Below are 14,934 nucleotides of genomic sequence, written 5' to 3'. Positions count from 1 at the left end.
TCCATGTTAGACGCGCACCGAGGGTTCGAAAGCCAGCATCGCCATGGAGAATGACGTCGCCCGTATTCGCGCGGCCCTGAATACCCCTGGGCTGAAGTATCGCAGCTTCGGCAACCAACCCGTGCGCGGTGAGCCCGAGGCCCCGCCTCCCGCCGAGACCATGCCCGCCCCGAATGCGGAAGGGCCTTCCGAGGCCGTGCCCGAGCCGCGTCCCGCCATGGGCCCCTTTGGTCCGCTGGGCGCGGGGATGGGGCCGTTCGGACCGCTCGCCCATGCCGAGCCCGCCCCGACGCCGGCCGAGACCGCGCCTGCCGCCGCGGTTGAACTGGCCGCCGCTCCCGTCGTGCCGGAGCCCATGGTCGAACCCATGATCGATTGGGCCGCGCTCGCCGCGGCGGCGGCCGAGCCTGAACCCGCGCCGCCGCCGGCCCCCATCGCCCCGCCCGCCATCGCCCCGGTCGCCAATGCCCCGGTCGCCAACGCCGTGCCGCCCGCGCCCCCGCCGCCGCTGCTGGACCTCGCGCCCGCCCCGCCGCCGCCCCAGCCATCCCCTCCGGTCCAGGTCATGGCCCCGCCGCCGCCTCGTCCCACGCCGGTCCCGGCGCCCACGCCCGCCAGCAGCGGCTTCTCCCTGCTGGATGCGCTGTCGAGCCAGGAGATGGGCGCGCCCACGCCTCCTCCCGCCCCGCGCAGCACGCTGGCCCTGTTGCGTGGCGCCGTGGCGGCCGAGGACGCGCCCGCGCCCCCGCCGCCGCCCGAACCCTTGCCCGCGGCCGAGGTCACGACGCCGCTCGCGGAGGTGATGCGCATGATAGCCGAGGGGCTCGCCGCAAGGCAGGATGCGCGTGCCGCCAAGGCACCCCCCGCACGCTAGTCCCTGGAGCCTCCATGCCCCTTCTCTGTTTCGCCTCGCCCAAAGGTGGTGTCGGCAAGACGACGCTCGCGGCGAATATCGCCGATGCGCTGCGCCGCCAGGGGCGCCGTGTGCTCGTCATGGATTTCGACCCGCAGAACACGCTGCGCCTGCATTTCGGCGTGCCGCTGACCGATACGGGCGGCTTCATGGTGGAGCTGCCCAAGCGGCCGGACTGGCGCGACCTGGTGCGGCAGACCGCCTCCGGCGTGATGCTGCTGCCGCATGGTTCGGGCGACATCCGCGGCACGCTCGGCCTGGCCCACGCGCTGGAGCGTGACCCGGAGCTGCTGGCGGCACCCATGCGCTCCATCCTGGGCGACCCCAACCTGCTGGTGGTGGCGGACACGCCGCCGGGCGCCTCCCACGCGCTCAACATCATCGCGCCCATGGCGAGCCTGGTCTGCACCGTGCTGCTGCCCGATGCCACCAGCGCGGCGCTGATCCCGGACATCGAGAGCGGCCGCTTCCTCGGCGCGGGCACCATGGCGACGCTGTTCGCCGGAAGGCTGCGCGTGGTGCTGAACGGGGTGGACCCCAATGCCCGCCTCTCCCGCGCGGCGGCCGAGACGGTGGCGCGGCATATCGGCCCCCGCCTGCTGGGCGCCGTGGCGCGGGATGAGCTGGTGGCGGAGGCGCTGGCCGCGCAGCGCCTAGTGCTGGACCTCGCCCCCGCCAGCCAGGCGGCCGAGGACCTGCGCGAGATCGCGCGCGGGATCGAGGCCGCGCTGCCCAGCGGGCCCGACGCCTTTGGCGCCGGCTGGGGCGCGCGTTGAGCGCGGCACCCTCCCGCAGGTCCGAATGGCTCGCCCGGCTGCCGCTGGCGCGCACGAAGCTGTTCGGCACGCTGATGGCGCTCTTCGGCGGCGTCTTCGCGCTGCTGGTCATCGTCGTGCCGATGGAGGCCGAGCAGCAGGCGGTTTTCGGCCTGCTGGGCTTCCTGGTCTTCCTCATCTTCAACCGGCTGCCGGGCCGCACCGTCACCATCATGCTGGCGGTGCTCTCGGCGCTGGTGTCGCTGCGCTACATCTACTGGCGCGTCACCGAGACGCTGGACTTCCACGGCTTCTGGCAGACCTTCCTCGGCACCGGGCTGGTGCTGGCGGAACTCTATGCGCTGGTGGTGCTGGTGCTGGCCTACGTCCAGCTGCTCTGGCCGCTGGAGCGCAAGCCCGCCCCCATGCCGGACGACCCGGACGAATGGCCGGTCGTGGACGTTTTCATCCCCACCTACAACGAGGCGCTGGAGGTGGTGCGCCCCACCGTCTTCGCCGCGCTGGCGATGGACTGGCCGGCCGACAAGCTGCGCGTCCACCTGCTGGACGACGGGCGGCGCGACGAGTTCCGCCGCTTCGCCGCCGAGGCCGGCTGCAACTACATCATCCGCCCCGACAACAAGGGTGCCAAGGCCGGCAACATCAACCACGCCATGGCGCAGACCGATGGCGAATACATCGTGGTGTTCGACTGCGACCACGTGGCGACGCGCGCCTTCCTCCAGCTGACGATGGGCTGGATGCTGCGCGACAAGGGCTTGGCCATGGTGCAGACGCCGCACCATTTCTACAGCCCCGATCCCTTCGAGCGGAACCTCGTGGTCGGCCGCAAGGTGCCCAATGAGGGCCTGCTCTTCTACGGGCTGATCCAGCAGGGCAATGATTTCTGGGGCGCGGCCTTTTTCTGCGGCTCCTGCGCCGTGATCCGGCGCGCCGCGCTGGAAGCGATTGGCGGCGTGCCGACGGAGACGGTCACCGAGGATTGCCACGCCTCGCTCAAGATGCAGATGGCGGGCTGGCGCACGGCCTATCTCCGCGTGCCGCTGGCGGCGGGCCTCGCGACGGAGCGCCTGGTGCTGCACATAGGCCAGCGCATGCGCTGGGCGCGCGGGATGATCCAGATCCTGCGGATCGAGAACCCGCTATTTGCCCGCGGGCTCAACCTCCCGCAGAGAATCTGTTACTTTTTGTCAACCATTCATTACCTTTTCCCGCTGCCGCGCTTCGTATTCCTCACCGCGCCGCTCGCCTTCCTGATCTTCCAGGAGAACGTGATCGCGGCCTCGCCGCTCGCGATCGTGGCCTATGCGGGGCCGCACATCATCCACTCCATCGTGACCGCCTCGCGCATGCAGACCACGACGCGCCATTCCTTCTGGTCCGAGATCTACGAGACGGTGCTGACCGTCTATCTCCTGCCCGTGATGCTCGCCACGCTGCTCGACCCCAAGCGGGGCAAGTTCAACGTGACCGACAAGGGCGGCACGCTGGAGGAAGGCTATTTCGACATCCGCGCCGTCGGCCCCAGCATGATCCTGGCGCTGGCGCTGATCACGGGGCTGATGCTGGGGGTCTATGGCCTCTCCACGAACCCGCCCGCCAGCCTGGAATTCCAGGCCTATGCGCTGAACGTGTTCTGGGCGCTGCTGTGCCTGATCTCGGTTCTGGCCGGCATCGCGGTGGGGCGTGAGCGGCGGCAATTGCGCGAGCGCGCGCGGGTGCGCGCCACCGTGCTGGCCAGCGCCATCCTGCCCGATGGCCGCCGCGTCGAGGGCGTGACCGAAGACCTTTCCCTGGGCGGTGCCGCCCTGCGCCTGGACCGCCCGGAGGGCGTGGAGGATGACGCGCTCGTGACCATCGAAGTGGATACCGGCATGGACCGCACCCGCGTGCCGGCCGAGGTGCTGCGCTGGCAGGAGGGCCGGCTGCAGGTGCGCTTCGCCCCGCAGGACATGCGCGACGAAGGCGCCATCGTGCGCGTCGTGCTGGGCCGGGCCGATGCCTGGGTGGATTGGGACGACGTGCCGGCCGACCGCCCCCTGCGCTCGCTGCGGGACGTGGTCTTCACCATCGGCGGGCTCTTCGCCGGTGAATCCCAGTTCTCCCGCCCGCGCCATGCTGCGGCCAAGCCCGTCCAGGCCGCGCCGCCCGTGGCCACCTTCCAGGAGGAGGAGGAGGACGAGGAGGAGGCCCCGCCGCCCCGCCGCCGCCGCTTCTGGCACCGCACCGCCGCCACGGCCACGCTGGTGCTGGGGCTGCTGGTGCCGGGCTTCGCGCTGGCCCAGGGCGCCCCGCCGCCGCTGGCGCCCCTGCCGCCCCCGCCGGGCGCCACCCGCCCGCAGGCGGCGCCGCCCGCGGCGCCCAGCCTCGCGCCCCCGCCGGCGCCGAGCCTGGCGCCCGTGCCGCCCCCGGCCGCCCCGCTGACGCTGGTGCCGCGCCCCGCCGCCCCCTTGGGCGCCCCCTCGGCCGCCCCGCCGCCCGTCGCGGCCCAGCCGCCCGCCGCTGCCGCGCCCGCGGCGCAGCCCTTCGGCCTGCCCGGCCTGTTCGGCGCCGCCCCCGCCACGGGCATCCGGCAGGAGACGCGCACGCTGAGCCAGCTCGGCCTCGCCGGGCCCATGCAGCTGCGCGGCGTGTCGGATTTGCAGGGCGTGCTGTTCGGCGTGCGCGGCGACGAGGTGGTGACGCAGGCGGTGCTGCTGCTGGAGGGCGCCACCTCGCCCGCGCTGATTCCCGAGCTCAGCCAGATCGCCATCACCATGAACGAGCAGTTCGTGGGCGCGGTGCAGCCCGACCGTGGCCGCCCGGCCTTCGGCCCGCTGGAATTCCCGATCAACCCGGCCTTCTTCTCGGACGCGAACCGGCTGAACTTCCGCTTCTCCGGCCGCTACGCCATCGAGTGCAACGACCCCGTCTCCGGCCTGCTCTGGGCCTCCATCTCCAACAACTCCACGCTGACGCTGACGCTGGAACGGCTGCCCACGGTGCGCGACCTGGCGCGCCTGCCCGAGCCCTTCTTCGACCCGCGCCTGCTGCGCGAGCCGCTGGTGCTGCCCATAATCATGCCGGGCAGCCCCTCGGACGACATGATCCGCGCCGGGGCCATCGTCTCCTCCTGGTTCGCCATCCAGGCGGATTATCGTGGCGCCACCTTCCCCGTGGCCTCCGAGATCCCGATGCAGGGCAATGCGGTGGTGTTCCTGGCGGGGCTGGACAGCGTGCCGGGGCTGGCCATTCCGCGCCTGGATGGCCCGACGCTCGCGGTGGTGGACAACCCCAATGATCCGCTGGGGCTGCTGCTGGTGGTGGCCGGGCGCACGGGCATCGAGATGGTGGCCGCCGCCACCGCGCTGGGCGCGGGCCGCGAGGCGCTGACGGGTGAACTCGCCTTGGTCAGCGCGCAGGACATCCCGGCGCGCCTTCCCTATGACGCGCCGCGCTGGGTCCGCACCGACCGCCCCGTGCGCTTCGGCGAGCTGATGGATCCCTCGGAGCTCCAGGCCTTCGGCTATGTGCCCGGCCCCATCCAGGTGCCCTTCCGCACGGCGCCCGACCTCTACACCTGGCGCGGCCGGCCCCTGCAGGCCGATATCCGCTTCCGCGCGCCGCCCGGGCCCATCCTGGATGTCGCGGTGTCGCGCATGGATGTCGCCATCAACGACGTCTTCCTCCGCTCGGTGCCGCTGGCGGGTTCCGATCCGGGCTGGCCGCTGAGCTGGGTGCGCGAGCAGTTCTTCTCGACCGATCGCGGCCAGGCCAATGTGGGCATGCCCACCTATCTGATGTTCGGGCAGAACGAGTTGCAGCTGCGCTTCGACATGCGCCCGCTGCACCGCGGCGACTGCGTGGCCGTGCCGGGCGACATCCGCGCGGCGGTGGACCCGGACAGCACGCTGGACCTGACGCGGGCGCATCGCTTCGCCACCCTGCCCAACCTCGCGCATTTCGTCAGCTCGGGCTTTCCCTTCACGCGGCTCGCGGATTTCGCGCAGACCGCCGCCGTGATCCCGGAACGCCCCACGGCGGCCGAGCTGGAATCGGTCTTCACCCTGATGGGCAAGCTGTCGGCCATCGTGGGCTACCCGCCCATCGGCATGCAGGTGGCCCGGCCCGACGGGTTGCAGGCGGTGGCCGACCGCGACCTGCTGGTGTTCGGTGAGCTCTCCCGCCAGCCCGCCCTGGCGCGGCTGCTGGCCGATGGCCCCATCCAGATGGAGGGCAACCGGCTGACGGTCCGCGTCAATGACGGGCTGCCCGCCTTCCGGCACATCTTCGGCGGTGAGCGGCAGGAGATGGTGGACCGCGTCTCCGCCCAGCTCGCCGCCCCCGGCGAGGCGCTGGGCGCGCTGATCGGCTTCCAGAGCCCGCTGCGCGCGGGCCGGTCGGTGGTGGCGCTGACGGGCTCCAGCCAGGAGGGGGTGGAGGCGATGATCGTGGCGCTGCGCGACCGCGAGCAGCTGCCGCGCGTGCAGGGGGACCTGGCACTGCTCTCGGGCGGGCGGGTGGATGCCTTCCGCATCGGCCCGACCTATACGGTGGGCTTGCTGCCGCCCTGGCTCTGGCCGGAATACTACCTGGGCAACAACCCCTGGACGCTGGTGCTGGTGACGACCCTGGCGCTGATCCTGCTGGCGGCCCCGCTCTACTGGGTGCTGCGCCGCCGCGCCGCGCGCCGCCTGAGGGAGCGTTCGCTGTGACGCCGCGCCGCGCGCTGCTGGCCACGCCGGCCCTCGCCCTCGCGGCGGGCGGTGCGCGCGCGCAGGGCACGGGGGATTCCCTCGTCCTCGCCGGGCAGCAGGGCTGGCTGTTTCCCTTCTGGGACAACCTCACCCAGCTGGACGAGGTGGCGATGCGCCAGGTCCTCGCCCTGCACACGGAAGTGATCGCCCTGCTCAAGCGCGGCAACATCGAGGTGGCCTACTGCCTGATCCCGATGAAGGCGCGCATCTATCGCCGCTTCCTGCCGGCCGGGCGGCGCATGGCCCCGGTGGTGGAGCGGCGCTATTCCAACCTCGTCTCGGCGCTGCGGGCGGCGGGCGGGCTGGTGCCGGACCTCGCGGAGGCGCTGGGCCAGGCCTCCGCCACCGACCCGCATTGGCCGGTCTTCTTCCGCAGCGACACCCACTGGACGCCGGTGGGCGCCGAGATCTGCGCGGTCGCTTTGGCAAGGGCCATGCGCGCGCAGTTCCGCCTGCCGCCGCCGCCGCAGGCGGGGGTGCGGCTGGGCAGCATCCGCATGCTGCGCCTGGCGGTGGGGGACCTGGTGCAATACCTGCCGCCCGAGCAGCGCGGCGCCTTCGGGCCGGAGGAAAGCCCCATCCGCAACGTGCTGCCCGCCACCGCCGGCGCGGCCGCGCTTCTGGAGGAGGATGCCTCGGACATGCAGGTGGTGGGCACGAGCAATGTCCAGCCGCGCTTCAACTTCGTGCCCGTGCTGTCGAATCAGATGGAGCGCGCGGTGGGTCTGTCCTGGCTGCCGAACAATGTCGGCCCCTATGCGGCGCTGCTGGAGTATGTGCGGGGCAGCGAGTTCCGCCAGCGCCGCCCGCGCGTCATCGTCTGGAACCACCTCGAGAGCGACATGTCCACGCCCATCAACAACCCGAACTGGCGGCAATCGGGCCTCAACGCCGAGAGCTTCCTCAATGGCCTGCGGCAGGCGGTGCTGGCATGAGGCGCCCGCTTCTCGCCCTGCTCGCCGCGCTGGGGCTGGCCCTGGCGCCGCCGCAGGAGGCCCGCGCCCAGGGCCAGGTCTATGAGCCCGCGCCGCCGCCCGGCTCGGCCTATGTGCGGCTGATGAACACGCTGCCGGCCGAGGTGGCGGTGCGGCCCGACTTCCTGCCGCCGCAGCGGCTGGGCGTCGCGCTGCCACACCAGCGCGTCACGGCCTATACGGTGGTCGAGAACGTAGCCGGCCGCACGCTGCGCCTCGAAATCACGGAAGGGCCGCGGCGGGGCACCGGCACGCTGACCGTGACGCCGGGCAGCTTCGTGACGGTGCTGGTGCATCGCGGGCCCGGCGGCAACCCGGCCATGACGGCGCTGGTCGAGGACACGGACTTCAACCGCGCCCGCGCCCGCATCGCCTTCTACAACGCCCTGCCCGATTGCCCGGCGGCCGGGCTGGCGCTGCTGCCCGGCGGGCAGGCCGTGTTCAGCGACGTGCCCGCGCTGCAAAACCGCGCGCGCAGCGTGAACCCGGTGCAGGCCCAGGTGCGGGCCACCTGCGGCGAACGCGTCTCGCCCGAATTCGGCCTGCACGGGCTGGAGGCGGGCGGCATGTATTCCATCTGGCTGGTGCCGGGCCCCGGGGCCGCGCCGCTCGCCTTCCTGCTGCGCGACAGCACGGCGCCCTTCCGCCGATGACCCGCGCCGCGCCCCGCCGCCGGATGCGCCGCGCCATGGCCGCGCTGGGCCTCGCGCTGCTCATGCCCGTGGCGGGCGCCCAGGCGCAGCGGCCGGAGGACAACCGGCTGAGCGGCACGCTGGGGGCCACGGCCGCCCTGTTCGAACAGGCGCTCTACTGGCTGTCGCAGAACCAGCCCGAGCGCGCCTTGCAGACGCTCGACCGCATCCTGCTGGTCGAGCCCGACAATGTGGATGCCATGGTGGCCAGCATCGAGGCCGCGGCACTCGCCGCGCAGCCGGCCACGGTGCAGCGGAACCTGGCCAATCTGCGCCGCCTCATTCCCGGTGACCCACGGCTGGCCACGGCGGAGGAGGTGGCGCGCCTGCTCTCCGACGACGCCGCGACGCTGATCGCGGCCCGGCAGCTCGCCACCGCCGGCCGCCAGGCGGAGGCGGTGGAGCGCTACCGCCAGCTGGCCGGCGGGCGGGCGGTGCCGGTGGCCATCGCCAATGAATACTATCAGGCCCTCGCCGCCACCTCGGAGCAGGGCTACCGCGCCGCCGTGGCGGAATTGCAGGACCGCGTCTCGGCCGACCCCAATGAAAGCCGCCTCGCCTTGCTGCTGGCGGAGCTGCTGACCTATCGCGAGGACACGCGGTCCGAGGGCATTGACCGCATGCAGTTCCTCTCGGCGCGGCCGGGCATCCGCGACGCCACGCGCAACCCCTGGCGCCAGGCCCTGCTCTGGAGCGGCGACGACCCCGAGACGGCCGCGCGCATCAACGCCTATCTGCTGGTGTTCACCGGCCAGGATGGCGACCTGGACGCCAAGCTGGAACGCATCCAGGACGCCGGCGTGACGCCGGGGCAGGAGGCGCGCGCGCTGGCCTGGGCCCGCATCACCGAGCAGCGCCTCATGGATGCCGAGGTGCAGTTCGAACGCGCCCTGCTGGAGGATGCGGAGGATGCCGAGGCGCTGGTGGGCCTCGCCGTCATTCGCAAGATCCAGGGCCGCTTCGCCGAGGCGCGGGAATTCCTCGACCGCGCCATCGCCTTCGCGCCCGACCGCCAGGAGGAGTTCGAGCGTTCGGTGGGCAGCCTCGACCCGGTGGAGGTGGGTGTGCGGCAGGGACCGCCGCCGGTGCCGGCCTCGGTGCTGGCCTGGCGCGCCATGGCCCGCAACGACCTCGACCGCGCCGACCGGCTGGCCCGCGTGGCGGCGCGGCAGCGCGGCGAGGAACGCATCCAGGGCGAGCTGATCCTGGGCTCGATCGCGCTGCAACGCGGCGAGCTGGCGGCGGCCGAGCAGCGCTTCCGCGCCGTGCTGGCCCTGCGCCCGCGGCAGGAGGACGCGCTGCAGGGCCTCTACACCGCCCTGCAACGCCAGAACCGCTTCGCCGAGGCCGAGAGCCTGCGGCGCGAGACGGGCCTCGCCCCCAGCCAGGCCGCGCGCGTCGCCCATGCGGGCGCGCTGGTGGAGAATGCGCGCCGCCTCGACCATCCCGAGCAGGCGCTGGAGCAGCTGCGCGCGGCCATCGCGCTGAACCCCGCCAACCCCTGGCCCGTGGTGGACCTGGTGCGGCGCCTAAAGACACTTGGCCAGGCGGAGGAAGCGCGCCGGCTGGAGCGCGGGCTGGAGGCGCGCACCGACGCGGAATCCTCCATGGCCGCCGCCCTGCTGGCCTTCGACGACGAGCGCTTCGGCGATGCGCTGGCGCTGTTCGAGCGCGTGCCCGCCCGCCTTCGCAACCCGGACATGGCGCGCATCGCGGCGCTGACGCGGCGCGAATTCGAGGTGCAGCAGCTGGAGGACGCGGTGCGCGCCCGCCGGCCCGACGCGCTGCGGGCGATGGTCGCCGCCGCCGGCCAGCGCGACCCGGGCGGGCTGCTGGCGCCGGCCGTGATCCGGGCATTGGGGCGGCTCGACGAACCCCAGGCGGCGGTGGAGGCGGCGCAGGCCGCGCTGCGCGCCAACCCCGATGCCAGCGTGATGTCGCGCATCCTGATCGCGGGCGCGCTGATCCAGGCCAAGCGGCCGGCGGTGGCGCAGGAGATCACCTCGCCGCTCACCCGCGCACAGAACCTGACGGCGGAGGAGCGGCGCGAGCTGAACGCCGTGCTGGATTTCGAGGCCATGGCGGTGGCCGATGACGCCACCCTGCGCGGCCGCTTCGCCGAGGCCGAGGCCGCGCTGACCGCCCGCGACGCCCAGCGCGGCGCCGCACCCGCCGCGCGCAACCAGAACCTCGCCATGGTGCGGCTGCTGATGGCCCGCCGCCGCCTGCCCGAGGCACGGCGCATCGTGGAGGACATCCTGCGCGAGGACCCGCGCAACCATGAGGCGCGCATCGCCCTCGTGGACATCGCGGTCGAGCAGCGCGACTGGGCCGCCGCCCATGCCGCGCTGGTGGAGGGCGCCTTCTTCTCGCCGGGTGATCTCAGGATGACGCTGGCCGAGGCGCGGCTGAACCGCGCCCAGGGCAACCAGGCCGCGACCCTGCGGCTGATGGAGGCCGCTGCCGCACGGCGCCTCGCGGCACTCCGCGCCGATGGCGAGGTGGGGGCCGCCGCCGCGGCCGCCGAGGCCATGCGCCCCGGCGCGGGGGCCGCGCGCGCCGTGCGCCTGACCGATGCGCTGACCTCGCAGATCGCGCAGGAGCTGATCCGCGCGCGCGACGAGGCGGCGGTGTGGCTTCAGAGCGGCGTGCAGATCCATGCCCGGCCCGGCTCGGGCGGCACCTCGCGCCTGACCACGCTGACGGCGCCGACCGAGGTCTCGGCCCCACTGCCGGGCGTGGGCGGCAGACTGACGCTGGGCGCGGACATGGTGGCGCTGCAATCGGGGCGGCTCGGCTCGGGCTTCCGGGACCAGCAATCCTTCGGCACCAACCCGCTCTTCCTCCAGCGGGACGTCACCGCGCCCGCCTTCCAGCGGCCGCAGGGCAATATTGACGGCGTGGCCCTGCGCATGACCTGGCTGCGCGAGAACATGCGGGCGGAGGTGGGTTCCACGCCGCTCGGTTTCCATCGGCCCACCTTCACCGGGATGCTGGAGGCGGTGCCGCGGATCACGGAGGGGCTGCGCCTGCGCCTGACGGCGGAGCGCACGCCCGAGACCAGCTCCATGCTGTCCTATGCGGGCTATCAGCAATCGCCCTCGCACGGGCCTTTCTGGGGCGCGGTGACGCGCACGGGCGGGCGCGTCACGCTGGAATATTCCACCAGCGACCGGCTGGGCTTCTATGGCGGCGGCGGCGCCCACATGCTGCGCGGCACCAATGTGGTGGACAACACGCGGTGGGAGGTGTTCGGCGGCGTCTACTACGCCGTGCTGCGCCAGCCGGGGCAGCAGGTCACGGTGGGCGTGGATCTGCGCCACACCGGCCATTCGCGCAACGCGGGCGGCTTCACCTTCGGCCATGGCGGGTATTTCAGCCCGGCGCGCTCCTTTGTCGGCTCCTTGCAGGGCGAGTATCGGGCGCAATGGGGCGACTGGACCTTCCGCGGCATCGGCGCGGTGGGGTGGCAGAGCTTCCGCACGGCGCTGGCCCCCGTCTTTCCGACCAACCGGGGCTACCAGGCGGCGCTGGAGGCGCAGGCGGCGGCCAACCCGGGTGTCTTCGACACGCATATCGGCGGGCAGCGCAGCAGCGGGCCCACGGGCAGCATCTTCGCCAATCTGGAATACGCCATGACGCCCAACCTGCGCCTGGGGGCGGCGGCCCGGTATGAGCGGGTGGGGAATTTCGCGGACACGGCGGGCTTCTTCTACCTGCGCTACCGGCTCGACCGGCCGCGCGCCGACCTGGAGCCGTTGTTCGCGGGCGCGCCCACCGTGTACCCCAATGTGAACGACCCGATGGTGAGCAGCTATCGCGCCGGCGCGCCGGAACTGGTGCGGATGCCCTCGGGCGCGACCCGTCCCGTATGGTGAGTTGGCTTCGCGCCCTCGGGGCCCTTCTGGTCCTGACTGGGCTGGCGGCCCTGGCCCCTCCCGCGCTGGCCTCCTGCCCCGGCCCGCTGGACATGCGCACCCTGCCGCCCGATGCCCGGCCCGCGCCCCACCCCTGGCCGCAATGGGCGGAGTTGAACCGGGCCCTGTCGCGGCGGCTCTCGGCCATGCGGCTGGAGGAGGTGGAACTGGTCTTCCTGGGGGATTCCCTGGTGGCGGGCTGGACGCCCGCCCTGTTCCAGCATTTCTACGGCCACCGCCGGGCGCTCAACATGGGCGTGGCGGGCGACACCACCCAGACGCTGCTGTGGCGGCTGCGCCAGGGCGGCTGGCCCGCCGCGCTGCGCCCGCGCGCGGTGGTCGTGCTGGTGGGCACCAACAATGCCGGCTTCGGCTGGCATGCCCTGCCCACGGCCCAGGCCATCCTCAGCGTGGTGGAGGAAATTCGGGCCCGCGCCCCCGGCGTGCATGTGGTGCTGGTCGGGCTGCTGCCCCGCGGGACCGAGCCCGATGACGCGGGGCGCGCCTTCAACCAGGAGGTGAATCGCTTCCTGGCCCCCTGCCCGGATGGGCGCACGCTGTTCGGGCTGGATGCCGCGGATGTGCTGCTCGATGGCAGGCAGCGCCTGACCTCTCTGGTGTCCTACGATCAACTGCATTTGACACCTTATGGTTACGCTATACTTTCCACAGCATTGGAAGGCGCCCTGCGCGCCGCCCTGGAGGCCCGCGCGCCGGCCGTCCGGTAGGGCGGCATCCGGGGTCGATCACGAGGGGAAGCGGCGCCGATGACCCACCTGCCCACACCCGCCCTGAAGCGTCGCGGCCTTGTGGCGCTGGCGGCCGGCGCCACCTTGGCCGCGCCCGCCGCGCAAGCGCAGCGCCTTTCGGCCATCCGGGGGCGGGATGGGTGGCTCTTCGCGCCCTGGGACAATGTGCAGCAGGCCGACACCACCAACCTGCCCCGGGTCTGTGAAATCCTGGCCGAGGCGGTGGGCATGCTGCGCGCGGCCCATGTCGAGACGGTCATCACCCTCATCCCGTCCAAGGCCATGGTCTATCGGAACATGCTGCCGCCTGGCATGGCGCCCTCGCCCGTGGCGCTGCGACGCTATGAGGCCGCCCGCGCCGCCCTGACCCAGGGCGGTGTCCGGCTGGTGCCGGACCTGATGACGCCCATGGCGCGCGAGGCGGCCGCCAGGCCCGAACCGCGCCTGTTCTTCAAGGCCGACACGCATTGGACGCCGGCCGGCGCGGAGCTGGCCGCGGGGGTCATGGCCTCGGCCATCCAGGCGGCGTTCCGTTTTCCCGCCAGTCCCGGGCCTGGTGAACGGCTGGGGCCGCAGGTGCAGCGCGTCAGGGGGCGCAATGACCTGCTGGACTTCGTCCCTGCCGCCGAACGGCGGGATTTTCCGGCCGAACCCTTCCTGATACGCGCGCCCATTCCCCGCGGCGGCGCGGCCCTGGTGCAGGAGGACCGCGCGGATGTGGCGGTGGTCGGCAGCAGCTTCCTCTCGCCCGAGTTCAACTTCGCCGCGGCGCTCTCGGCCGGGCTGAACCGGCCGGTCGCGCTGGACTGGAAGACGGCGAATTTCGGCCCCTATGAGACGCTGCTGTCCTACCTGCGCTCCCAGACCTTCCAGCGCCAGCGGCCTTTGCTGCTGGTGCTGAGCCTGCTGGAAGGCGCGATGGTCCTGCTGCCCAGCAACCGCTCCGCCTTTCCGCAGCACGCGATGAGCACCGACGCCTTCCTCAGCGGGGTGCGGGCGGCGCTGTAGCCCTTTCGGTGTTGCCGAGCGGCTGATTCACGCCGTTGGTGAGCCCATCTCAACGCATCCCGCTCTCACGCCAGCCGTCCAGGAATTCCCGCTCGGCGGGGCTGATGGGCTGGCCCATGACGCGCTCCGGGAATTCCCAGATGACGAGGCGCGGCGGCGTCTCGCGGAAGGTGGCGCCGCCGAAGAAGGCGGCCGCCGCGCCATGGAAGCCGCCGCCCGCCTGGGCCAATGAGGTGACGGCCGCCCCCAGCGCCTGTTGCAGGGCGCCATGGAAATTGGCGTTGAGCGAATAGGAGGAACCGAGCAGCACCACCTCCGGCACCGCCTCGTCCAGCAGCCCGCCGCCTTCGCCCGCCGGCACAGTGGTGGTGGCCTCGTGCTGGCGGTCGCGGCGGGGGCGCCAGGGGTCGGGCAGGAGGTCGAGGCCCATCAGCCGCAGCAGGTCGGCCGGGGCCTCGGTCTCGGTGGGCGCCCGGGTGGTGGCGATTCCGGGGCGGCGTTCGAAGGGCAGGGCGCGGGTGGCCTCGGCGATGGCGGCTGCGGCCACCACGGCGCCCTGCTGGTTCCAATGCGTGTCGGTGCGCCAATAGGCCGGTTCGCGCGCGGCCAGCGCCGAAAGCGCGGGCAACAGCGGCGCCTGGGGCAGGCCGGAGAGCGCGGCCTCCAGCGCCGGCAGCCGCGCCTCGGCCTGGGCGGAGCGGGGGGCGCCGCAGAGCATTCCCTCCTGCACCCGCGCCTTGTCCGGCACCACGGCCAGCACCAGCGCGATGCCGCGCGCGGCGAGCGCGGCCTGGATGCGGCGCAGCGCCTCCACGCGCGCGGCCATCGCGGCCTCGGCGCCGTCGAAGGGGCGGAGTTCCTCGGTGAGGAACAGCCAGCCCTCGCAGCCCACCCGCACCGCTGGCCCGCCGGAGTTGAAGATGCCCCAGCGGAACAGCCCCCCCGCCGCGCGCACCCAGGGGTCGGCCGGCAGGTGGTGCGCGAGCACATGGTTCACCGCCGCCGTGGTGCGCCCATCCAGGAAGGCCTCGGCGTTCAGCGTGGGGGCGAGGCGCGCCTGCGCGGCGTCGGAGCGCAGGGCGGCCACGCCCTGATAGACGCCCCAGCCCAGCAGCGCCGTGGTCAGCAGGGCCAGGGCGGTGGCGGGGGTGCGGGTCCAGCTGGTCATC

At 73.1% G+C, this 14,934-nt stretch carries 9 protein-coding genes; 8 read left to right on the top strand and 1 reads right to left on the bottom strand.

Annotated features, from left to right (window positions below; translation table 11 throughout):
* Positions 1-43 precede the first annotated feature (43 nt).
* The 8 genes from ICW72_RS12795 (at position 44) to ICW72_RS12760 (ending at position 13,765) form a co-directional block, all read left to right on the top strand.
* Entirely contained in the window at positions 44-874 is an 831-nt protein-coding gene (locus ICW72_RS12795; RefSeq protein WP_191083062.1) for a hypothetical protein, read from the top strand.
* 14 nt (positions 875-888) lie between these two features.
* Positions 889-1,689 (top strand): cellulose synthase operon protein YhjQ/BcsQ, encoded by an 801-nt coding sequence (locus tag ICW72_RS12790; protein WP_191083061.1) that lies wholly within the window; start codon positions 889-891, stop codon positions 1,687-1,689.
* The gene (gene bcsA / locus ICW72_RS12785; protein WP_191083060.1) at positions 1,686-6,383 is read left to right on the top strand and encodes a UDP-forming cellulose synthase catalytic subunit; all 4,698 of its coding nucleotides are present in this window, start codon (positions 1,686-1,688) and stop codon (positions 6,381-6,383) included. The genes ICW72_RS12790 and bcsA overlap by 4 nt, the downstream gene beginning before the upstream one ends.
* On the top strand, positions 6,380-7,360 hold the full coding sequence (locus tag ICW72_RS12780) for an alginate O-acetyltransferase AlgX-related protein (protein ID WP_191083059.1): 981 nt from the start codon (positions 6,380-6,382) through the stop codon (positions 7,358-7,360). The genes bcsA and ICW72_RS12780 overlap by 4 nt, the downstream gene beginning before the upstream one ends.
* A complete protein-coding gene (locus tag ICW72_RS12775; protein ID WP_191083058.1) occupies positions 7,357-8,052 on the top strand; it encodes an ABC transporter permease in 696 nt (231 codons plus the stop codon). The genes ICW72_RS12780 and ICW72_RS12775 overlap by 4 nt, the downstream gene beginning before the upstream one ends.
* Positions 8,049-11,969 (top strand): cellulose synthase subunit BcsC-related outer membrane protein, encoded by a 3,921-nt coding sequence (locus tag ICW72_RS12770; RefSeq protein WP_191083057.1) that lies wholly within the window; start codon positions 8,049-8,051, stop codon positions 11,967-11,969. Before ICW72_RS12775 ends, ICW72_RS12770 begins: the two co-directional genes overlap by 4 nt.
* A gap of 92 nt (positions 11,970-12,061) precedes the next feature.
* Entirely contained in the window at positions 12,062-12,736 is a 675-nt protein-coding gene (locus tag ICW72_RS12765; RefSeq protein ID WP_191083056.1) for a GDSL-type esterase/lipase family protein, read from the top strand.
* Positions 12,737-12,775: 39 nt separating this feature from the next.
* Positions 12,776-13,765, top strand: coding sequence for an alginate O-acetyltransferase AlgX-related protein (locus ICW72_RS12760; protein ID WP_191083055.1), 990 nt, complete (start codon positions 12,776-12,778; stop codon positions 13,763-13,765).
* A 49-nt stretch (positions 13,766-13,814) separates the two neighbouring features.
* On the opposite strand, the gene ICW72_RS12755 is transcribed toward ICW72_RS12760, so the two are convergent.
* Positions 13,815-14,933, bottom strand: a complete 1,119-nt coding sequence (locus tag ICW72_RS12755) for an alginate O-acetyltransferase AlgX-related protein (RefSeq protein ID WP_191083054.1) — start codon at positions 14,931-14,933, stop codon at positions 13,815-13,817.
* Between the last annotated feature and the right edge of the window lies 1 nt (position 14,934).

Origin of the sequence: Roseococcus microcysteis (assembly GCF_014764365.1) — a bacterium.
In the GTDB taxonomy this organism is placed as follows: Bacteria; Pseudomonadota; Alphaproteobacteria; order Acetobacterales; family Acetobacteraceae; genus Roseococcus; species Roseococcus microcysteis.
The sequence above is the reverse complement of the archived record's forward strand: the minus strand, read 5'-3'. Positions and strand labels throughout refer to the sequence as shown.

Excerpts from the sequence above, each read along its gene's own strand:
- ICW72_RS12795 (WP_191083062.1), top strand. The coding sequence starts at position 44 with ATGGAGAATGACGTCGCCCGTATTCGCGCGGCCCTGAATACCCCTGGG.
- ICW72_RS12790 (WP_191083061.1), top strand. The coding sequence starts at position 889 with ATGCCCCTTCTCTGTTTCGCCTCGCCCAAAGGTGGTGTCGGCAAGACG.
- ICW72_RS12775 (WP_191083058.1), top strand. The coding sequence starts at position 7,357 with ATGAGGCGCCCGCTTCTCGCCCTGCTCGCCGCGCTGGGGCTGGCCCTG.
- ICW72_RS12770 (WP_191083057.1), top strand. The coding sequence starts at position 8,049 with ATGACCCGCGCCGCGCCCCGCCGCCGGATGCGCCGCGCCATGGCCGCG.
- ICW72_RS12765 (WP_191083056.1), top strand. The coding sequence starts at position 12,062 with ATGCGCACCCTGCCGCCCGATGCCCGGCCCGCGCCCCACCCCTGGCCG.
- ICW72_RS12760 (WP_191083055.1), top strand. The coding sequence starts at position 12,776 with ATGACCCACCTGCCCACACCCGCCCTGAAGCGTCGCGGCCTTGTGGCG.
- ICW72_RS12755 (WP_191083054.1), bottom strand. The coding sequence starts at position 14,933 with ATGACCAGCTGGACCCGCACCCCCGCCACCGCCCTGGCCCTGCTGACC.